Genomic DNA, 20,492 nt, shown 5'->3' with positions numbered 1-20,492 from the left:
AGAGATCGGAAGAGCCCGACGATGGCAACGCGGACGCAGGAACGTCGGCTGGCCTTTCTGGCCACGGCACTACCACCCATCGGCTGGGTGGTGGTGTTCTTCCTCGCCCCGCTTGCCATCGTCTGGGCCTACAGCTTCGGCCAGAATGTCAGCCTGACCGAGGTCGACATCAGCGGCACGTTCGCCAACTATGCGCGGGCGCTTCAGCCGCTCTATCTCGGCATTTTCCTCAAATCGATCTTCATTGCCGGCATCACCACGCTACTGTGTCTCATCATCGGTTTTCCGGTGGCATTGTCGATCGTCTTTGCCGGCGAGCGCTGGCGGCCGTGGCTGCTGCTGCTGATCATGCTGCCGTTCTGGACCAACCTCCTGATCCGCACCTATGCGCTGATCGCGGTGTTGCGCACGCAAGGCTTCGCCAATTTCACGCTGGAATGGTTGTGGGACCAGGGCAGCTGGCTCATGACCTTGGTCGGCTTGCAGCCGCTCGGCGACTTCACCCCACTACAGATGCTCTACAACAATTTCGCCGTGGTGGTCGGGCTGGTCTACGTCCATCTGCCGTTCATGGTCCTGCCGCTGTTCGCCGCGCTCGACCGCATCGACAAATCGCTGATGGAGGCGAGCTTGGATCTCGGCGCCGGCCATATCCGCACGATATTCTCCATCGTCGTGCCCTTGGCGCTGCCGGGCATCATCTCCGGCATCATCATCACCTTCGTTCCCGCGCTCGGCGCCTATCTCACGCCCGATCTCCTCGGCGGCCCCGACAGCCAGATGATCGCCAATGTCATCGAGCGCCAGTTCAAGCGCGCCAACGATTGGCCGTTCGGCGCCGCGCTGTCCTTCTTGCTGATGTACGCCACATTCGCGGTGATCGCCTTCCGCGCCTATCTGGCCCGCGGCAAGCCTGCCGAAGGACACGGGATCTAGCCATGACCCAGCGTCGCGCTCCCCTCGAATATAACAGCATGTGGCAGATGCGCCTGTGGCTGTTCCTCGTGTTCTTCTTTCTCTATGCGCCGCTCATGGCGCTGATCGCCTTCAGCTTCAACGACTCCAGGCGCAACATCGTCTGGCAGGGGTTCACCCTCAATTACTACAAGAAGCTGTTCAACAACCAGGACCTGATGATCGCCTTCGCCAACTCGCTGACCATCGCCTTCCTGGCCACCCTCATCTCCCTGGTCATCGGCACGCTCGCCGCGGTGCTGCTGTGGCGCTACCGCTTCATAGGCAGGGCGGCGGTCGAGGGCGCGTTCACCTTGCCGCTCGTCGTGCCCGAGATCTGCATGGGCGTCTCCATGCTGCTGTTCTTTACCCGGGTGATGCCGTGGCCCAACAACCTCATATGGCCGTTCAGCTTGGGCTCGATCATCATCGCCCATGTGTCGTTCTGCTTCCCCTTCGTCGCGCTCGTGGTGCGCGCGCGGCTTGCGAGCTTCAACAAGGAGCAGGAGGAGGCGGCGCGCGACCTTGGCGCCAACGATTGGCAGGCATTCCGCGACGTGCTGCTGCCGCATATCCAGCCTGCGCTGATTGCCGGCGCGCTGCTCGCGTTCACGCTGTCGCTCGACGACTTCGTCATCACGTTCTTCACCTCGGGGCCGGACACGATCACCTTCCCGGTCAAGGTCTATTCGATGCTGCGTTTCTCGGTGACGCCCGAGGTCAACGCCGCGTCGACCATGCTGATCCTGCTCACCGTCGTGTTGATGATCATCATGATGGTGCTGCAGAACCGGGCGCAGAAAAAAGCGAAGGGATGAGTGCCGTGGATCAAGTATTGCCCAACGGCGCCAAAGCCGCCGCCGTCAAACCGATCATCAGCTTCCGCAACATTACCAAGCGCTGGGGGTCCATGCTCGCCGTGGACAATGTCAGCCTCGACATCGAGCCCGGAGAGTTCTTCGCCCTGCTCGGGCCGTCGGGCTGCGGCAAGACGACGTTGCTGCGCGTGCTGGCCGGCCTCGAAGTGCCGACCGAAGGCCACGTCCTCATCGACGGCCAGGACATGGGCGACATCCCGCCCAACAAGCGCGCGGTGAACATGGTGTTCCAGTCCTACGCCGTGTTTCCGCACATGTCGGTCGCCGACAATGTCGCCTACGGCCTCAAGATCGATCGCGTGCCCAAGGCGGAGCGGGACACGCGCGTTCAGGAAGCCCTCGATCTGGTGCAGCTCGGCCACCTTGCCGGACGCATGCCCGACCAACTGTCGGGCGGTCAGCGCCAGCGCGTAGCGCTGTCCCGCGCGCTGGTGAAAAAGCCGAAGGTCCTGCTGCTCGACGAGCCGCTGTCGGCCCTCGACGCCAAGCTGCGCGAGGCCATGCGCTTCGAGCTATCGCAGCTCCAGCAGAAGGTCGGCATCACCTTCATCATGGTCACTCACGACCAGGACGAGGCTCTGGCGATCGCCTCGCGCATCGCCGTCATGAACAAGGGTTCGATCGCCCAGCTCGGCACGCCCTCCGACCTCTACGAGTTTCCGGCCTCGCGGTTCGTCGCCGACTTCATCGGCTCGGTGAACATGTTCGAGGGCACCTTGACCAAGGACGAACCCGACGAGGCGACCGTCGCCTGCCCCGAGCTCGCCCCTTATCCGGTCGATGTGCCGCATGGGGTCTCCGGCAACAGAGATGCGAGTGTTTGGGTGGCGATCCGCCCCGAGAAGATGACCTTGCACAAGGATGCGCCCGAGCCGCCCCAGCCGCCCGAGTGTCCGGCCGGGTGCAACGTGGCCAAGGGCGAGATCAGGGACACCTCCTATCTCGGCGATATTTCGATCTATCACGTGCAGCTGGTTAGCGGCCGGCTCATTCGGGTCTCGCGGCCCAACCGCTCGCGCTGGGACCAGGACGACTTCAGCGCTGGCGATAAGGTCTGGGTCAGCTGGGACGGCTCGAGCCCCGTCGTGCTCCAGTCCTGACGCCGCGCGCCAAGACACCTAAGTAGAAAGAACAGCAGGTCCACATGCCAACGTCGGCCGAGCTTCACGAGCGCAGAATGGCGGCTGTGCCGCGTGGCGTCGCTCATGCCACTTCGATCTACGCCAAGCGCGCCAAGAACGCCGAGCTGTGGAGCGAAGACGGCAAGCGCTATATCGACTTCGCCTCCGGCATTGCCGTGGTCAACACCGGCCACCAGCATCCGAAGGTCGTCGCCGCCATCGAGGCGCAGCTGAAGGCGTTCAGCCACGCCTGCTTCCAGGTCACGCCTTATGAATCTTATGTGCGCCTGGCGGAGCGGTTGAACGCGATCGCGCCCGTGCCGCGCCCCGCCAAGACCATCCTGCTCTCAACCGGCGCCGAGGCGGTCGAGAACGCGGTGAAGGTCGCGCGCGCCCACACCGGGCGGCCTGGTATCGTCTCGTTCAGCGGCGGCTTTCACGGCCGCACGCTCATGGCCATGGCGCTCACCGGCAAGGTCGTACCCTATAAGAAGGGCTTCGGGCCGTTCCCAGCCGACGTCTACAACGTCGAGTTTCCCAATACTTATCATGGAGTTAGCAGCGAACAGAGCCTCGATGCGCTGCGTGCGCTGTTCAAATACACCGCCGATCCGTCGAGCATTGCCGCCATCATCATCGAGCCGGTGCAAGGCGAGGGCGGCTTCTACATCGCGCCGTTCGATTTCCTCCGCGCGCTCAGGGCGCTGTGCGACGAGCACGGCATCCTCCTTATCGCCGACGAGATCCAGACGGGCTTCGCCCGCACCGGAAAAATGTTCGGCCTTGAGCACTCCGGCATCAAGGCCGACGTCGTGACCTTGGCCAAAGGGCTGGGCGGCGGCCTTCCGCTCTCGGCGGTCACCGGCCGCGCCGACGTCATGGATGCGTCGAACCCCGGCGGTCTTGGCGGCACCTATGCCGGCAATCCCGTGGCATGCGCCGCCGCGCATGCGGTGCTCGACGCGATCGAAGAGGAAAGGCTCTGCGAACGCGCGCAGGCCATCGGCAAGATCATCGTCGACCGCTGCAACGAGATAAAAAGCCGCTCCAACCTGAACTGCATCGGTGATGTGCGCGGCCTCGGCGCCATGTGCGCCGTCGAGCTGGTGAAGGACAATGCGAGCGCCGAGCCTGCGCCGCAATTGACCCAGACCGTGATGAAGGTCGCCAACGAAAAAGGGCTCATACTTCTATCTTGCGGCACCTACGGAAACGTCATCCGCTTCCTCGTGCCGCTCACCGCCGGCGACGACATCGTGCGCGACGGCATGGATATCTTCGAGGCGAGTCTCACCGAGGCCGTAACCCGGGTCGCGTGACCTCGTCTCCATTCAACAGGCATACATTACGGACATCACCATGAGCGACAGGCTCGCAACCAACAATCTCGAAGCATTCTGGATGCCGTTCACGGCGAACCGCCAGTACAAGAAGGCGCCGCGCCTGCTCGTCAGCGCCGAGGGCATGCACTATACCGCCGCCGACGGGCGCCGCATTCTCGACGGCACGTCCGGATTGTGGTGCGTCAATGCCGGCCATTGCCGGCCCAGGATCGTCGAGGCAGTACGCAAGCAGGTCGGCGAGCTAGACTTCGCCGGCACCTTCCAGCTGGGCCACCCAAAGGCGTTCGAATGCGCCGCGAAGCTCGTGAGCATCGCGCCGCCCGGCTTCGACCACGTGTTCTTCACCAACTCCGGGTCCGAGTCCGTCGAGACCGCGCTCAAGATCGCGCTGGCCTATCACCGGGTGAAGGGCAATGCCTCGAAGGTCCGCCTGATCGGCCGCGAGCGCGGCTATCACGGCGTCAATTTCGGCGGCACCTCGGTCGGCGGCATCCCCAGCAATCGCAAGATGTTCGGTACGCTGCTCACCGGCGTCGACCACATTCGCCACACCCATGACCTCGCCCGCAACGCCTATACCCGCGGCGAGCCGGAGCATGGCGCCGAGCTTGCCGACGATCTCGAGCGTCTCGTGGCGCTGCACGACGCTTCGACCATCGCCGCCGTCATCGTCGAGCCGGTCGCGTGCTCGACCGGCGTCCTCGTCCCGCCCAAGGGCTACCTGAAACGCCTCGCGGCGATCTGCGCCAAGCACGACATTTTGTTGATCTTCGACGAGGTCATCACCGCCTTCGGCCGGCTCGGCACGCCGTTCGGCGCCGACTATTTCGATGTCTCACCCGACATCATCACCACGGCGAAGGGCGTCACCAACGGAACCATTCCCATGGGCGCCGTCTTCGTGAAAGGGAAGGTCCACGACGCGTTCATGGGCGGCCCGGACGACGTCATCGAGCTGTTCCACGGCTACACCTATTCCGGCCACCCCGTGGCCTGCGCCGCCGCCATCGCGACTCTGGAGACCCTTGAAGAAGAGGGGCTGTTGACCCGCGCTGCGGAACTCGCGGCGTATTGGGAGGAGGGCGTGCATTCCCTCAAGGGCTTGCCCCATGTCATCGACCTCCGCAATATCGGGCTGATCGGCGCCGTCGAGTTCGATCCCATCCCTGACGCGCCGGGCAAGCGGGCCCATGCGCGCTTCATCGAAGCGTTCAACCAGGGCCTTTTGGTCCGGGCCACCGGCGATATCATCGCGCTGTCGCCGCCGCTCATCATCGACAAGCGTCAGATCGACCAGCTGTTCGACATTTTCTCGCGCGTCCTCAAGACCGCGAATTGAAGGTTTGGTGCCGTAACCATGCAAATGATCCACAACGCCATCGACGGCAAGAAAGTCGCCTCTGCGTCGCGGCGCATCGCGCCGGTGTTCGACCCGGCGACCGGCGAGCAGACCGCCGAGCTGCCGCTCTCGACCGTCGAGGAGGTGAACGCCGCCGTCGCCGCCGCCAGGCAGGCTGCCCCCGGATGGGGCGCGACCCCGCCGCTCAAGCGCATCAAGCCCATGTTCCGCTTCAAGGAGCTGCTCGAACGCCACGCCGACGACATCGCCCGCACGATCTCGAAAGAACATGGCAAAACTCACCCAGACGCTCTGGGCGAGCTTGCCCGCGGCATCGACGTCGTCGATTTCGCCTGCGGCATTCCGCATCTCTTGAAGGGCGAGTTCAGCCGCAATGTCGGTCCCGACATCGACAGCTGGTCCGACCGCCAGCCGCTCGGCGTGGTCGCCGGCATCACGCCGTTCAACTTCCCCGCCATGGTGCCGATGTGGATGTATCCGGTCGCCATCGCCTGCGGAAACACGTTCGTCCTGAAGCCGTCCGAGCGCGATCCATCGACGTCGATGCTGATCTGGGAGCTGTTCCAGGAGGCCGGCTTTCCGCCCGGCGTGCTCAATGTCGTGCATGGCGACAAGGAAGCTGTCGACGCCATCCTCGATCATCCCGACATCAAAGCGGTGAGCTTCGTCGGCTCGACGCCGGTCGCCGAGTATATCTACGCGCGGGGCTCGGCCGTGGGCAAGCGCGTGCAGGCGCTCGGCGGCGCCAAGAACCACATGATCGTCATGCCCGACGCCGACATGGACCAGGCGGTCGACGCGCTGATGGGGGCGGGCTTCGGCTCCGCCGGCGAGCGCTGCATGGCCATCTCCGTTGCCGTGCCGGTCGGCGACAAGACCGCGGACCGGCTCGTCGAGGCGCTCGCGCCGCGGATCCGCACCATGAAGGTCGGCCCCGCCGCCGACCCCGAGTCCGAGATGGGGCCGGTCATCACGGCGGAAGCCAAACGCCGCATCGAGGCACTGATCGGCCAGGGCGTGCAGGAAGGCGCCGAGCTTGTGGTTGATGGGCGCGGCCTCGAGCTACAGGGCTACGAGCACGGCTTCTTCCTCGGCGGCTCGCTGTTCGATCGCGTCACCAAGGACATGACCATCTACAAGACCGAGATTTTCGGGCCCGTGCTCTGCGTCGTGCGCGCGGGCGGCTACGCGGAGGCCGCCGACCTCATCAACCGCCATGAGTATGGCAACGGCACCGCGATCTTCACCCGCGACGGCGATACCGCGCGCGCCTTCGCCTCCTCCATCGAGGTCGGCATGGTCGGCATCAACGTAGCGATCCCCGTGCCGGTCGCCTATCACTCCTTCGGCGGCTGGAAGCGCTCGCTGTTCGGCGATCATGCCATCTACGGTCCGGAGGGCGTGAACTTCTATACCCGCCTCAAGACCGTGACGGCGCGCTGGCCGACCGGTATCCGCGGCGGCGCCGAGTTCCATTTTCCGAGCTTGAAGTAAAGAAGAAGCCGGTCCGCTCGAGGGAGAACGGACCGGCTATACGGACGCGGTTGGGGGGGAGTGCGTCCGGCTAGGGGCTCGCCGCGGGCTATTCAGCCGCGACGAGGTGAATCTTTTCCGGCAGCCGATCGAAGCCGAGCGAAGTCGCGGCCGCCTCGTGCACGATCCGGCCGCCGCGGACATTGAGACCTGCGGCAAGATGCGGATCCTCGTCGAGTGCGGCCAAGCCCTTGTCGGCGAGCTTGATCACGAACGGCAGGGTGGCGTTGTTCAGCGCCTGCGCCGACGTGACGGGCACCGCGCCCGGCATGTTGGCCACGCAGTAATGGATGACGCCGTCGACCTCGAAGGTCGGCTCGGCATGGGTCGTCGGCCGCGACGTCTCGAAGCACCCGCCCTGGTCGATCGACACATCGACGAGCACGGCGCCGCGCTTCATGCGGGGAAGCATGTCGCGGGTCACGAGCTTCGGCGCGCTGGCGCCGGCGACGAGAACCGCGCCGACCACCACGTCGGCACTCAGAACTTCGGTCTCGATGGTCTCGAGGGTCGATGCGAGCGTGCGCACACGGCCCTCGAACAATTCGTCGAGCTGACGCAGACGCGGCAGCGAGCGGTCGATGATGGAAACATCGGCCCCAAGGCCTGCCGCCATGCGCGCCGCGTGTGTGCCGACCACGCCGCCGCCGAGCACAACGACCTTGGCGGGACGAACGCCTGGCACGCCACCCATCAATACGCCGCGTCCGCCGGTGGGGCGGCGCAGCGCGATGGCCGCGGCCTCGATGGCAAGACGGCCGGCGACTTCGCTCATCGGCGCGAGCAGCGGTAGGCCTCCGGCATTGTCCGTCACGGTCTCGTAAGCGATCGCCGTGGCGCCTGAAGTCATGAGGCCGCGCGCCTGATCGGGATCGGGAGCGAGATGAAGATAGGTGAAGAGAATCTGGTGCGGCTTGAGCCGGCGATACTCGACGGCCTGCGGCTCCTTGACCTTGACAATCATGTCGGCCTCGTCGAACACGGCTTCTGCCGTCGGCAGAATGCGTGCGCCGGCCTTCTCGTATGTTTCGTCGTCGGCAAAGATTCCGGCGCCGGCGCCGGACTGCACCACGACGTCGTGGCCGCGCGCCGTCAGTTCGCGAACCGAACCTGGCACGAGCCCAACACGAAACTCGTTGCACTTGATCTCAGTCGGAACGCCGATGCGCATGATGTCCTCCGCTTTCAGGAGCGATTCACATGGGTTGGAGACTGCCAGAAAACCAGATTAGATAGCTGGCTTTTTCTTCGGCGTAGAATTAGGATGACGCAGAGAATCAGCGTGCTTTTCTAGTAGGACGCCGGAAAATGAAGGAAATGGAACTAGACGCGCTAGATCGTGCGATTCTGGCGGCGCTTTTGGAGAATGGCCGTCTGAGCCAGGTCGAGCTTGCCGAGCGCCTCCCGCTCTCGGCCACCGCCATTGCCAGGCGCATCCGCGCGCTCGAGGAGAGGGGAGTTATTCAAGGCTACCAAGCGCGGGTCAACCGCCAGGCCCTTGGCCTCAGCACGACAGTGATCGTGCATGTCGGCCTCAAGAGCCAGAACGAGGACCTGCTCAAGGCCTTCGAGGAGGCCGTGGTCAAAGCCCCGTCAGTGGTGTCGTGTCATTTGATGTCGGGCGAGGACGACTACCTGATTACCGTGATGGCGCGCGACCTCGCCGATTTCGAGCGCATCCATAAGGAGCAGCTGTCGCGGCTTCCGGGCGTCGCGCGCCTCAAGTCGAGTTTTGCGCTGCGGAATGTCGCCGACAAGACGCTGCCTGCCTCATGCCTGTTGCCGTGACGCAAAAATCGCTGCGATCACGGCGACTTGTTGGGCGGACGGCAAACAACGCTTCAACCATCCCGCCACTTGTGCCAAACTTTAGCCCCACCGGGGGTTCGCATGCCGCAGACAATTGTTGGCCGTCATGCCCGTGGTTTCTCGAACGGTGCAACTTTGGAGCCGCTCCCGGCGTCGCGCCTGTTTGCGATCCCGCAATATCCCCTTTCATCTCAACATCGTGAGTCATAGCCATGTCGCGCACGCCTCTGTTCGCCATCGTAAGAAGAGCTTTGGCCCGTTCCATCAGGGAAAGCACAGTCATTCGCACGCGATCGTCGGCGCTGTCGCGACGGCGGCTCTTGCGACTCTCCGCTGCCGCTGCCGGTGCGACCGCGTTGGCGCCCATGTTGAAGTGGGATGCTTACGCCGAGGAGAAGGCAAAGAGCGGAACGCCGACAGTCGCCATCGTCGGCGGCGGCGTCGCTGGGCTGACCGCGGCTTACCGTCTCCAGGCCGCCGGCATCAAGCCCATCCTGTTCGAAGCGAGCAACCGGTGGGGCGGGCGCATGCTCACCGTGTACGACTTCTATAAGGGCATGTTCGCCGAGCTCGGCGGCGAGTTCGTGGATACCAATCACGAAGACCTGATAACGCTCGCCGGCGAACTCGGCCTCGAAATGCAGAGCCTCGCGGTCGAGGGTGAGGACCTCTATTACTTCGGCGGAAAATTCTACACGCCGAGCGACATGGTCGATCCCGAGAAGCAGTCCGGCGCCTTCGCGCCGATCGCCGAGAAGATCGCCGAGGATGCCGATCAGCTTTACACCGAGGACGAGGACTGGACGGACTTTGCCTACGAGCTCGATAAGATGAGCCTGAAGGATTACCTCGAGCAATTCCGCGGCAAGGCGGAGGACTGGGCGATCGATCTGCTCGACGTGGCCTATGTCGGCGAGTTCGGACTGGAGACGGAGGATCAGTCCTGCCTCAATCTGGTGGATTTCATCGGCACCGATCTGAATGAGCCTTTTGCCATCTTCGGCGACAGCGACGAAGCCTACCGCATCAAGGGCGGGTCTTCGACGATGATCAAGGCGCTGGAGGCTGCGCTCAAAGACAAGGCCGACATGCGGCTCGGCCACGCACTGACGGAGATCGGCACCAAGGACGGGCAGGTCGTCCTGACGTTCAACGCTCCCGGCGGCACGAAATCGGAAAGCTTCGATCACGTGATCTTCACCTTGCCGTTCACGAAGCTGCGTGAGGTTAAGGGCCTGGAGAGCCTGGAGCTTGACGAGCTGAAGATGCAGGCCATCAATGAGCTTGGCTATGGGACCAATGCCAAGGTCTATAACGGCACGACCTCACGGCCGTGGCGCAGCAAAGATTTGTCCGGCTTGCCCGCGGTCTCGAATGGTGCCTTCTATTCCGATCTCGCGTTCCAAGATATCTGGGAGATGAGCCGAGCCCAACCGGGCGAAGGCGGCATTCTCACCAATTATCTGGGCGGCAAAGCCGGTACAGGCGACGAGAATGCCGCGCTCGATGCCTTCCGCTCCGGCGTCGCCAAGATGGCGCCCAAGGTGGCCGAGAGCTTCGACAAGGCGGCGACGGCGTCCTTCTTCTGGGACCGCTATCCCTACACGCTCGGCAGCTATGCCAGCGCCAAGCCCGGACAATATACGACGTTGCTCGATGTGGCGGCGGAGCCGGCCCTCGATGGGCGGGTCCAATTCGCCGGCGAGCACACCAGCGTTGACTTCCTCGGCTACATGAACGGTGGCGTCGAAAGCGGCAACCGTGCCTCCGCCGCGCTCATCGAGATCATGGCGCCCGAGAAGGCCGAGACCCCGTGAGGCGAACAGTGTTGCCGGCGACCGCGGGACAAGCGCCCGAAGCTGCATGCTTGTGGCGCCCAACGCGGTCCTCGACTAACATCGTGCGTGGGGTTGCCGGGGGGCGCTTAAGCCTGCCGGGACCAAGTGTCCGAGCCCCGCGGTTTCGCCCGCGGCTCGTTTAAGGAGTCTAATGTCATGAAGCCCGCAACTAGTGTGTCAGCAGCTGTGATTGCCTTGCTTGTCTTTGGCGGCGCCGCGCTCGCCGAAATGCCGAGCGAAATTGGCGAGGGGGAAGGTCAAGTCGATATCGTCGCCTGGCCCGGCTACATCGAGCGCGGCGAGACCGATAAGAACTATGACTGGGTCAGCGAATTCGAAAAGGCGACGGGCTGTAAGGTCAACGTCAAGACCGCAGCCACGTCGGACGAGATGGTGACGCTCATGAACCAGGGCGGCTTCGATCTCGTCACCGCTTCGGGCGATGCCTCCCTCCGCCTGGTCGCCGGCAAGAAGGTGCAGCCGGTCAACATCGACCTGGTCCCGAGCTGGAAGACGGTGGACGACCGTCTCAAGGACGCGCCTTGGCACACCGTCGATGGCGTTCACTACGGCGTGCCCTTCCAGTGGGGTCCCAACGTGCTCGCCTACAATACGGAGGTCTTCAAGGAGGCGCCGACGAGCTGGGCAGTGGTCTTCGAGGAGCAGACCCTTCCCGACGGCAAGAGCAACAAGGGACGCGTGCAGGCCTATGACGGTCCGATTTACGTGGCGGATGCCGCCGTCTATTTAATGAAGACCAAGCCCGAGCTCGGCATCAAGAACCCCTACGAGCTCAACCCCGAGCAATATGCCGCGGTGATGGACCTGCTTGAGGCCCAAAGAGCGCTCATTGGCCGCTATTGGCATGACGCCATGGTGCAGGTCGACGATTTCAAGAATGAAGGCGTCGTGGCATCCTCGTCATGGCCGTTCCAGGTCAATCTCCTGCAAAGCGAGAAGAAGCCGGTCGCCTCGACTGTTCCCGAAGAAGGGGCAACTGGCTGGGCCGATACGACGATGATGCATGCCAACGCTAAGCACCCCAACTGCGCGTACATGTGGCTCGAGCATTCCTTGAATCCCAAGCTCCAGGGCGACCTCGCGTCTTGGTTCGGCTCGGTGCCTTCGGTGCCGGCTGCCTGCAAGGGCAACGAGCTCTTGACCGATGAGGGCTGCGCCACCAACGGCTTCGACAACTTTGAGAAGATCTGGTTCTGGCGGACGCCGACGGCGAAATGTGAGGTAGAGGGGGCCTGCGTACCCTATTCGAAATGGGCAAAGGACTACATCGCCATTCTCGGCCAATAACGCTTCGCACGAACAACGGCCCGGACGCAAAGCTCCGGGCCGTTTTCGCGATGGCGCGCCCCCATGTCAGTTGCCGTTAGATTCGTCAACGTCTCACGCCGCTTCGGCGCGGTGCGCGCTGTCGACGCGGTCACGCTCGACATCGCCGTAGGCGAGTTCTTCGCCATGCTTGGCCCCTCCGGCTCCGGCAAGACGACATGCTTGCGCTTGATTGCCGGGTTCGAGCAGCCGAACGAGGGCCATATCGAGATCTTCGGTGAAACCGTCGAAGGCGTGCCGCCCTACAAGCGCAACGTCAACACCGTGTTCCAGGACTACGCGCTGTTTCCCCACATGACGGTCGGCGAGAACGTCGCTTACGGCCTCATGATCAGAGGCATCGGCCGGGCCGAGCGCGAGACCAAGGCGAAGAACGCGCTCGCCATGGTCAAGCTCGGTGGCTACGAGGGGCGGCGGCCGGCGCAGCTTTCCGGCGGCCAGAGGCAGCGTGTCGCGCTTTCTCGCGCCTTGGTCAATGGACCCAAGGTGCTGCTCCTCGATGAGCCGCTCGGCGCCCTCGATCTCAAGCTCAGGGAGCAGATGCAGGAGGAGTTGAAGGCGCTGCAGAAGGAGCTCGGCATCACCTTCGTGTTCGTCACCCACGACCAGGGCGAGGCCCTGTCGATGGCCGACCGTGTCGCCATTTTCAATGACGGCAAGATCGTCCAGGTCGGCTCGCCCCCCGATATTTACGAGCGGCCGCAATCGCGTTTCGTGGCCGACTTCGTCGGTTCGTCGAACGTGCTGTCTCCCGCATTCGCGACCGCTCATGGCGGGACAGCCAAGTGGACAAGCCTAAGACCTGAGAAGATCGAGGTGCACGCCCCGGGGTCGCCGGTGCCCGGCCCAAGCGCCCACGCTGACGGCGAGATCAAAATGATCAGCTATCAGGGCGCCGTCACCAGATTCAGCGTGGAGACCGGCGATACGAGACTCACCGCCGAGATGCCGGCCGGTGCGGCTGACTTCCCCGAAGGCGACAACGTGCGGCTCATCTGGCCCAAATCGGCCATGGTGACCATGGAGGACGGCGCGTGAGCCACGTCGCGACAGTCGAAAGAAGAGATGGGGTTCTCGATACGATCTCCGACTTCTTCGTCACGCACTCGAAGCTGCTGACTTTCGTGCTTCTGCTGCCGCCGCTATTGTGGATCGGCATCGTCTATGTCGGTTCGTTGTTCGCACTCCTGCTGCAGAGCTTCTATTCGCTCGACGACTTCTCGGGCCTCGTCGTCCGCGAGTTCACTTTATCGACCTATGCGCAACTCCTGGAGGCGTCCAGCCTCCAGATCATCCTGCGCTCGGTGCTTATGGCGGCATTCGTCACGCTCGCCTGCGCGGTCATCGGCTTCCCCGTCGCCTATTACGCGGCGCGCTACGCGCGTGGCTGGACCAAAGCGTTGTTCTATCTCGCGGTAATGATGCCGCTGTGGTCGGCCTATCTTGTCAAGATCTATGCCTGGAAGCTGATCCTCGCCAAGGAAGGCATCCTGACGTGGCTCGCCGAGACCGTGCACCTGTTATGGCTGTTGAATGCGATTCTGGCCGTGCCGGTGATCGGCGGCCCGTCGCTTTCATTCAGCTATATCGGCACCTTCCTCGTCTTTGTTTACGTGTGGATCCCCTACATGATCCTGCCGACTCAGGCCGCGCTCGAGCGCGTGCCCGTCAACTATCTCGAAGCCTCCGCCGATCTCGGCGCCGACCCCCGGCAGACGTTCTGGACGGTGATCTTCCCGCTGGCGCTGCCCGGCGTCATTGCCGGCTCCATCTTCACTTTCTCGTTGACCCTCGGCGACTACATCGTGCCCACCATCGTCGGCAATTCGCGGCCCATGATCGGCCAGGCGGTCTACACGCTGCAAGGCACGGCGGGGGACATTCCGCTCGCCGCCGCCTTCACCGTCGTCCCCATGGCGATCATGGGCGTCTATCTCTACGTGGCGAAGCGCATGGGGGCGTTCGATGTCCTCTGAGCGAAGTCGCAGCACGCCTCTCGGACTGCGCCTGGCCGCCGTCGTCGGCCTCTTGTTCATGCATCTGCCGCTCGCGCTGATCGTGCTCTATGCTTTCACCACGGAGGAGAAGAGCTTCCAGTTCCCGCCGCCGGGCTACACGACCAAATGGTTCAGCGTCGCCTGGTCGGAGCGGCCCGACATTTGGCGGGCGCTCTATCTCTCGCTCCGGGTCGCCGCAATTGCGACCCTGCTGGCCCTCATCTTCGGCACGCTCGCCGCGGCCGCGCTGTCTCGCGCCCGCTTCTTCGGCCGCGAGACCATCTCGTTGCTGTTCATTCTGCCGATTGCGCTGCCGGGCATCATCACCGGCATCTCGCTGCGCTCGGCGTTCGACATCATGGGCATCAACTTTTCGATCTGGACCATCGTGCTGGGGCACGCCACGTTCTGCATCGTCGTGGTCTACAACAACGCCATCGCCAGGTTCCGGCGGCTGCACGGCAACCTGGTCGAAGCGTCGATGGATCTCGGCGCCAACGGCTTCCAGACCTTCCGCCACGTCGTTCTGCCGCAAATCGGCACGGCACTTCTCGCCGGCGGCATGCTCGCCTTTGCGCTGTCGTTCGACGAGGTGATCGTGACGACCTTTACCGCCGGCCAGCAATCGACCTTGCCGATTTGGATGCTGTCCGAGCTGATCAGGCCGCGCCAGCGGCCGGTGACCAATGTGGTCGCGGTGTTCGTCATTCTTGTTACCCTGGTGCCGATCCTCCTCGCCTACTATCTGACGCGCGAGGGCGAGCATATCGGCGGAGCGGCGAAGTAGGCGGCGACCCGCGCCGGAGTGGAGGATAGTGATGCAGGACACGCGAATGTTGATTGGCGACGACTTCGTCGCGGGCACCGAGGCGCACGCGCCCGTGGTCAATCCCAAGACCGAGGAGACCATCGTCGAGCTTCCCGACGCCTCGCCGTCGCAGGTCGATGCTGCGGTCGAGGCTGCCGCGAACGCGTTCCACTCCTGGTCGCGCACGACCCCGGGCGAACGCTCGGCCCTGCTCTTGAAGCTGGCCGACGCCATCGACGCGGAGGCCGAGGCATTCGCCACTCTCGAAGCGCTGAACTGCGGCAAGCCGAGGATCCGCGTCCTGCAGGACGAGATGCCTGCCGTGTCCGACTGCTTCCGCTTCTTCGCCGGCGCCGTGCGCAACATGCACGGCTCGCTCGCCGGCGAGTATCTGCCGGGTTTCACCTCGATGATCCGCCGCGATCCGATCGGTGTGGTCGGCTCGATCGCGCCGTGGAACTATCCCCTGATGATGGCGGCGTGGAAGCTCGCCCCGGCGCTCGCCGGCGGCAACACCATCGTGCTGAAGCCCTCGGAGCAAACGCCGCTCACCACCTTGAAGCTTGCCAAGATCGTTGCCGGCATCTTTCCCGAGGGCGTGGTCAACATCGTCACCGGCCGCGGCGCGACCACCGGCAACGTTCTGATCAATCATCCCAAGGTTGCCATGGTGTCGCTCACCGGCTCCATCGCCACCGGGCAAAAGGTGCTGCAGGCCGCGTCCGCCACCATCAAGCGCACACATCTTGAGCTTGGCGGCAAGGCGCCGGTAATCGTGTTCGACGATGCCGATTTGGGCGCGGTAGTCGAAGCCATCAAGGCGTTCGGCTATTACAACGCGGGCCAGGACTGCACCGCCGCCTGCCGCATCTATGCCGGCAAGAAGATCTACGACAACCTCGTCGGCGACCTGACCAGCGCCGCCAAGGCGCTGAAATTCAATCTGCCCAACGACGACGAAAACGAGATCGGGCCGCTGATCTCATCGACCCATAAGGCAAGGGTGCACGGCTTCGTCGAGCGGGCCGGTCAGCAGAAGCATATGTCGATCACCACCGGCGGCAAGCCGCCCGGCGGCAAGGGCTTCTTCTACGAGCCGACCGTGATTGCCGGCGCGCGTCCCGGCGACGAGATCGTGCGCAAGGAGGTGTTCGGTCCGGTGGTGTCGGTGACCCGCTTCGACGACGTCGACCAGGCAGTGGCGTGGGCCAACGACAGCGACTATGGGCTCGCCTCGTCGGTATGGACCAAGGACATCGGCAGGGGCCTGGCCACCGCCGCGCGCCTGCAATACGGCTGCTCGTGGGTCAACACGCATTTCATGCTGGCGAGCGAGATGCCGCATGGCGGCCTGAAATCCTCCGGTTACGGCAAGGACCTGTCGATGTACGCGCTCGAGGACTACACCGTTGTGCGCCATGTCATGGTCAAGCTGTGACCATTGCTCCGGCACGCCGTCCTTGGTAGGACTTCGCCCCGCCACCATATGGGACTTGTCGGCTCGTCCCTTGCGGTGCTCCGAGGCATGGCGGTCGCACCAGTGGACGGCTTGCGGGCGGACTTTCAGTCGAATTGGGGCGTGGCCAAGCGGTAAGGCAACGGGTTTTGGTCCCGTGATCCCAGGTTCGAATCCTGGCGCCCCAGCCAGACCAAGTCATTGATATAGAAGGAAAAACCGTGTTTCACGGAACCTCCATTTTTCGGGCGGTTTCCAGCGCATTTGCCCTCCGTCCGTGCGTCATTCAAGCGACAGAGACGCTTTTGCCGGAACCGAGGGGCGCCGTCTGCGCGAAAGTCTCTCGGAGGGCATTTGGGGGTCAACATTTTCACACGAGTGCATCGGAAAGCATCGCGCAGCAACATGCGCAAAACTCACACTATTGCTGCTGAAACCCGAGCAGCTTGCGCTGTTGGTCCCAATCGGTGGGGAGTTTGAGGGCTAAGCGCGTTAGCCGCTTCGCGCTGAGCTCCGGCGGGTGCTTGCCGTTGATGATGGCCGTGACGATGTCGGGCGCTAGCGACGGAAGCCGCAGCAGGCGAGACAAATAGCCGATGGTGAGTCTTTCCTGGCTGGCAATGGCCGGCACGGTCAGATCAGGGTCGTCCATGAGACTTTCTTGGAAATCGTGCGCACGCGCAATGATCCGGAGCAATCCGGGATCTGCCACCACTCGGTCGTCGGCGTTGTGCACGACCAGCTTCATCTCGCGCCCGACGCGCCGAAGTCGTGCCTCGACCTTGAGTTTCAGAATGCCGCCGGCGTGGCTCGTAGGAGTTGCCGCTGCCAAAGACGGATCTATCGACCGCGCCTGGAGCAGGTCGTGAAGCCGCTGTCGATAGATTCTGATCTCGATGTGCTCCGCTTTGATGTCGACCCGGTCGACGAGCGTCAGGAGGAGGGATCGGACCATGTCTGGGGCAAGCGTCGGAAGCTGCTCTGAAATCTGACGTCCGCGTGCGATCAGCCGCTTTTGCTGGGCTCCATTCTGTTCCGCATCGGTGACAGCACTCAGCACCGCTCCTTCGTCGGCGAGGAAGGCGTGGAGCTTTCCAATAACTAGGTCCTCGAGATTGCCGGCGGGAATCCGCCGCCCCAGCGAATGATCCTTGGCGATCCCAGTGATCAGTGACTTTGAGACGTAGTATCGATAGCGCGTGCCCTTCTTCACGGCATGCGTGGGCGTCAATCGTTCACCGCTGTCGTCGAAGGCCAAACCGGCCAGGAGACTGGGATACTTTGCGTCTGCTCCGGTAGCCCGGTCGACCCGGTTTTCGGCGAGGACAGCTTGGACCTTGTCCCACAGGGCCTGGTCCACGGCGGCCTTATGTTCTCCGGGATAGGCGCTGCCCTTGTGCGTGATCTCGCCGCGATAGATGCGGTTCTGCAGCATGAGATAGAGGGCGCCGCGGGAGAGCTTATGACCGCCATAGACGGTTCCATCCGCGAAGGTGCGGCGCTTGCTGCGGATTCCCGCGGCATCGAGTTCTTCCTTAAGGGCACGCACCGACCGGAGTTGGGCGTAACGGCGGAATATATGGAGGACGGTCTGTGCCTCTTCTGCATTGACGACAAGCTTCCGGTCCCGAACCTCGTAGCCGAGCGGCGGTAGGCCGCCCATCCACATCCCCTTCTTCTTCGACGCGGCGATTTTGTCCCGGATCCGCTCACCAGCCAGTTCCCGCTCAAACTGGGCGAAGGAGAGAAGGATATTTAGCGTCAGTCGGCCCATGCTCGTAGTGGTGTTGAACTGCTGCGTGATCGAGACGAACGAGACGCCGCGAGCCTCGAAGACCTCCACGATTTTGGCGAAGTCGAAGAGCGAGCGCGTCAGGCGGTCGATCTTGTACACGACGACCACGTCGACTTTACCTTCCGTGATATCGGCGAGAAGCCGCTGCAGGGCAGGGCGGTCCAATGTCCCTCCTGAGTAACCGCCGTCGTCATACAAGGTGGGCAAGACCGACCACCCTTCGTGCTTCTGGGAAAGAACGAAGGCAGCGCAGGCTTCGCGCTGCGCATCGAGTGAATTGAAGGCCTGTTCCAGACCTTCGTCCGACGACTTGCGGGTGTACACGGCGCACCGCAGCCGTTTCGAAGAGCGAGATGCGGGCTCTCGGGACTTAGGCATTGCCGGTCCCCGCCTCAGAGCTGGTGCCGGCGCGCACGAGCCCGAAGAAGCGTGGGCCCGACCAATGGGCTCCCGTGATCTTCTTGGCGATTTTCGTGAGGGAGGAGTAGCTCACGCCGGCATATTCGAAGCCGTCTTCCGTCACCATCACGGTGTGCGTGCGGCCATGCCATTCGCGCACCAGCCGAGCCCCCGGCTTCAGGGCGAGGCCGGGATCTGGAGCCACCCGGCCCGTGGTCCGGAACATCTTCGCCAGCGTCTTGAGCTTGCGGCGGGTCGTCTTGCCGAGTCCACCGTGCTCAAGTTCCTGGAGTCGATAGGCGATCCCGCGAAGGAGAAGATCGCGGCTGACCCTTGGCGGTTCACTGCGGTAAAGCCGCCGCCACTCACGGCGGAGTTCATCAAGGCTGGCGTTTGCAAGGTCTCCGGTGCCGTGCAGCTTCGGTGCGGAAGGGGGCGTGCTCGCGCGATCTTCCGCAACGGAATGGTTGGTCGTACTCATGACTGACCTCCTTTGAAGCCCGGAATAGGGCCCTTGCACCGCCACAAGCCCGGAGCGGAGGCCGGGCATCAGGGCGTGCTCAGAGGTCAGTCAGTCTGTCCGCCTCCACCACACACGCTCTCTTTGCTAGTGAAGTCCAGAGGAAAGTCGCTCGGAATTGCTCGATGCGGCCGATTAGCAGAACGGCTGCAATCGACTGGAGAGCGAGCAGTGCTCCTTCGAAGACATCCCTTGGAGCACCACTCTGGCGGCGTCAGAACCGTCTATCGGAAAGATAGTAAGTGATATCGAAGAATGCTTGCATCTTCGCTTTGGTACCCTGCTGCTAGCGGCAGCGCCATTTCACGTGGGTGTTGTCCCGATGGCGCAGGCTGAAAAGGCAGATTCTGACAAGGAAGCCCAAAAATCAACCGTGGCGGCAAGGTTCGAGCGGCATGACACAGTCCCCGCCTTTGGGCTCTCGACAGCTTCCCGCTATACTTGTCCCTTAATCGAATCGATGAGTAGGAGTTGGGACATGGCGAACGATGACGACAAGGACCCACCGAAGGAACCCGAGGGCGACAAAGAGCGGCCCAAGCTTCCCCCAGACTGGTCCGGGCAAAAGAGCGAGAACCCAAAGCCGAAGCCGCGCTGACCTCAACACGAGATCAGTAGGCTCAGCAGACCCGTCACGAGGGCGAGGGCGGGGGACACTATCCCTGCCCACTTTGCAATAGCAAAGTCGCGGGCCGTCACGCGGTTAGTTTCCCTGTCCCGCTCTTGCCCGTTGGCCAATTCACTCAAATATTGATCCGCGATCACCGGAACCGTGACTTTATTGTCTAGCGCGGCCTTCCAGAAATCAGCTCCGCGTCCCGGCAGGCTGACTTTTGCGGACCTCATCGAGCGGAAGCAGAACACGCATCCTACGAAGAGAGCAACAACTGCAGCAATGAGACCGACCGCGACCGACTTGGGAATCGAGCTCGTCGATGTAAAGCCGGCAACAGCGCCAGCAGCGGCAGCCATCCCAATCGTCACATGAAGACGAAGGAGACCGAGCGCCTTGGTGTCTGTGGAGTAGATTAGGTCTAGTAGCGCTATCTGGCGATGTCTTGCGTCGTCAATCGCCAGTTTTAGCTGGTCGGCATTCATAATCTGGTCGTCATCCATAATTCGTCCTACCGCGTCGCAGCACTCTAGCAGAGGCGCCCGCTGCGGACACTCGCCCGGTGCATGGATGGGGCCCCAGAGCGAGCCTGCTCGGCCCGCGCCCTGAGGGTCACACGTCCCAGGACCAGATGGCTTCACGATCGGCGTAGCATCACGATGTGCATTAGAGTTTGAATCTGATCCGCCCGTCCCTCTGGCTGTAAGCCGCTATCGTAGCG

General features: G+C 63.2%; 17 protein-coding genes and 1 tRNA gene. 14 read left to right on the top strand and 4 right to left on the bottom strand.

The annotated features are described in order from the left end of the window. Window positions 1-21: 21 nt before the first annotated feature. The 6 genes from ACRECX_RS09785 to ACRECX_RS09760 are packed head-to-tail and all read left to right on the top strand — an operon-like array spanning window position 22 to window position 7,150. Complete coding sequence (locus ACRECX_RS09785; protein WP_431558648.1) at window positions 22-936, top strand: ABC transporter permease; 915 nt, start codon at window positions 22-24, stop codon at window positions 934-936. Window positions 937-938: 2 nt separating this feature from the next. After that, window positions 939-1,772 carry an ABC transporter permease gene (locus tag ACRECX_RS09780; protein WP_431558647.1) on the top strand — a complete coding sequence of 278 codons (834 nt, stop codon included), beginning with the start codon at window positions 939-941 and terminating at the stop codon, window positions 1,770-1,772. 5 nt (window positions 1,773-1,777) lie between these two features. After that, window positions 1,778-2,932, top strand: coding sequence for an ABC transporter ATP-binding protein (locus ACRECX_RS09775; protein ID WP_431558646.1), 1,155 nt, complete (start codon window positions 1,778-1,780; stop codon window positions 2,930-2,932). A 44-nt stretch (window positions 2,933-2,976) separates the two neighbouring features. Then, window positions 2,977-4,272 (top strand): 4-aminobutyrate--2-oxoglutarate transaminase, encoded by a 1,296-nt coding sequence (gene gabT, locus ACRECX_RS09770; RefSeq protein WP_431558645.1) that lies wholly within the window; start codon window positions 2,977-2,979, stop codon window positions 4,270-4,272. Between the two features lie 40 nt (window positions 4,273-4,312). After that, complete coding sequence (locus ACRECX_RS09765; protein WP_431558644.1) at window positions 4,313-5,635, top strand: aspartate aminotransferase family protein; 1,323 nt, start codon at window positions 4,313-4,315, stop codon at window positions 5,633-5,635. Between the two features lie 18 nt (window positions 5,636-5,653). Continuing rightward, entirely contained in the window at window positions 5,654-7,150 is a 1,497-nt protein-coding gene (locus tag ACRECX_RS09760) for a CoA-acylating methylmalonate-semialdehyde dehydrogenase (protein ID WP_431558643.1), read from the top strand. Window positions 7,151-7,238: 88 nt separating this feature from the next. On the opposite strand, the gene ald is transcribed toward ACRECX_RS09760, so the two are convergent. Next, window positions 7,239-8,360: an alanine dehydrogenase gene (ald, locus tag ACRECX_RS09755; protein WP_431558642.1), complete on the bottom strand. Its 1,122-nt coding sequence runs from the start codon at window positions 8,358-8,360 to the stop codon at window positions 7,239-7,241. Window positions 8,361-8,497: 137 nt separating this feature from the next. On the opposite strand from ald, the gene ACRECX_RS09750 reads away from it, so the two are divergent. The 8 genes from ACRECX_RS09750 to ACRECX_RS09715 all read left to right on the top strand — a co-directional run bounded on the left by ACRECX_RS09750 (window position 8,498) and on the right by ACRECX_RS09715 (window position 16,635). Beyond that, window positions 8,498-8,977, top strand: a complete 480-nt coding sequence (locus tag ACRECX_RS09750) for an Lrp/AsnC family transcriptional regulator (RefSeq protein ID WP_431558641.1) — start codon at window positions 8,498-8,500, stop codon at window positions 8,975-8,977. 386 nt (window positions 8,978-9,363) lie between these two features. Continuing rightward, window positions 9,364-10,815, top strand: a complete 1,452-nt coding sequence (locus ACRECX_RS09745; RefSeq protein WP_431558640.1) for a flavin monoamine oxidase family protein — start codon at window positions 9,364-9,366, stop codon at window positions 10,813-10,815. A 177-nt stretch (window positions 10,816-10,992) separates the two neighbouring features. Beyond that, on the top strand, window positions 10,993-12,144 hold the full coding sequence (locus ACRECX_RS09740; protein WP_431558639.1) for an ABC transporter substrate-binding protein: 1,152 nt from the start codon (window positions 10,993-10,995) through the stop codon (window positions 12,142-12,144). 63 nt (window positions 12,145-12,207) lie between these two features. Further along, complete coding sequence (locus ACRECX_RS09735) at window positions 12,208-13,221, top strand: ABC transporter ATP-binding protein (protein WP_431558638.1); 1,014 nt, start codon at window positions 12,208-12,210, stop codon at window positions 13,219-13,221. Then, complete coding sequence (locus ACRECX_RS09730) at window positions 13,218-14,159, top strand: ABC transporter permease (protein WP_431558637.1); 942 nt, start codon at window positions 13,218-13,220, stop codon at window positions 14,157-14,159. Before ACRECX_RS09735 ends, ACRECX_RS09730 begins: the two co-directional genes overlap by 4 nt. After that, a complete protein-coding gene (locus ACRECX_RS09725) occupies window positions 14,149-14,967 on the top strand; it encodes an ABC transporter permease (protein ID WP_431558636.1) in 819 nt (272 codons plus the stop codon). The genes ACRECX_RS09730 and ACRECX_RS09725 overlap by 11 nt, the downstream gene beginning before the upstream one ends. A 31-nt stretch (window positions 14,968-14,998) precedes the next feature. Next, a complete protein-coding gene (locus ACRECX_RS09720) occupies window positions 14,999-16,426 on the top strand; it encodes a gamma-aminobutyraldehyde dehydrogenase (protein WP_431558635.1) in 1,428 nt (475 codons plus the stop codon). Window positions 16,427-16,561: 135 nt separating this feature from the next. Beyond that, a tRNA-Gln gene (locus ACRECX_RS09715) sits at window positions 16,562-16,635 on the top strand. A 230-nt stretch (window positions 16,636-16,865) separates the two neighbouring features. Here the strand turns inward: ACRECX_RS09715 and ACRECX_RS09710 are convergent. The 3 genes from ACRECX_RS09710 to ACRECX_RS09700 all read right to left on the bottom strand — a co-directional run bounded on the left by ACRECX_RS09710 (window position 16,866) and on the right by ACRECX_RS09700 (window position 20,274). Further along, window positions 16,866-18,563 carry a recombinase family protein gene (locus ACRECX_RS09710; protein ID WP_431558634.1) on the bottom strand — a complete coding sequence of 566 codons (1,698 nt, stop codon included), beginning with the start codon at window positions 18,561-18,563 and terminating at the stop codon, window positions 16,866-16,868. Between the two features lie 46 nt (window positions 18,564-18,609). Continuing rightward, window positions 18,610-19,119: a DUF2924 domain-containing protein gene (locus ACRECX_RS09705; RefSeq protein ID WP_431558633.1), complete on the bottom strand. Its 510-nt coding sequence runs from the start codon at window positions 19,117-19,119 to the stop codon at window positions 18,610-18,612. Between the two features lie 639 nt (window positions 19,120-19,758). Continuing rightward, window positions 19,759-20,274, bottom strand: coding sequence for a hypothetical protein (locus ACRECX_RS09700; RefSeq protein WP_431558632.1), 516 nt, complete (start codon window positions 20,272-20,274; stop codon window positions 19,759-19,761). Window positions 20,275-20,492: the final 218 nt, after the last annotated feature.

Origin of the sequence: Methyloceanibacter sp. (genome assembly GCF_050726195.1) — a bacterium.
Taxonomy (GTDB): domain Bacteria; phylum Pseudomonadota; class Alphaproteobacteria; order Rhizobiales; family Methyloligellaceae; genus Methyloceanibacter.
Note: the sequence above shows the minus strand (reverse complement) of the source record. Positions and strands in the feature narration are given on the sequence as shown.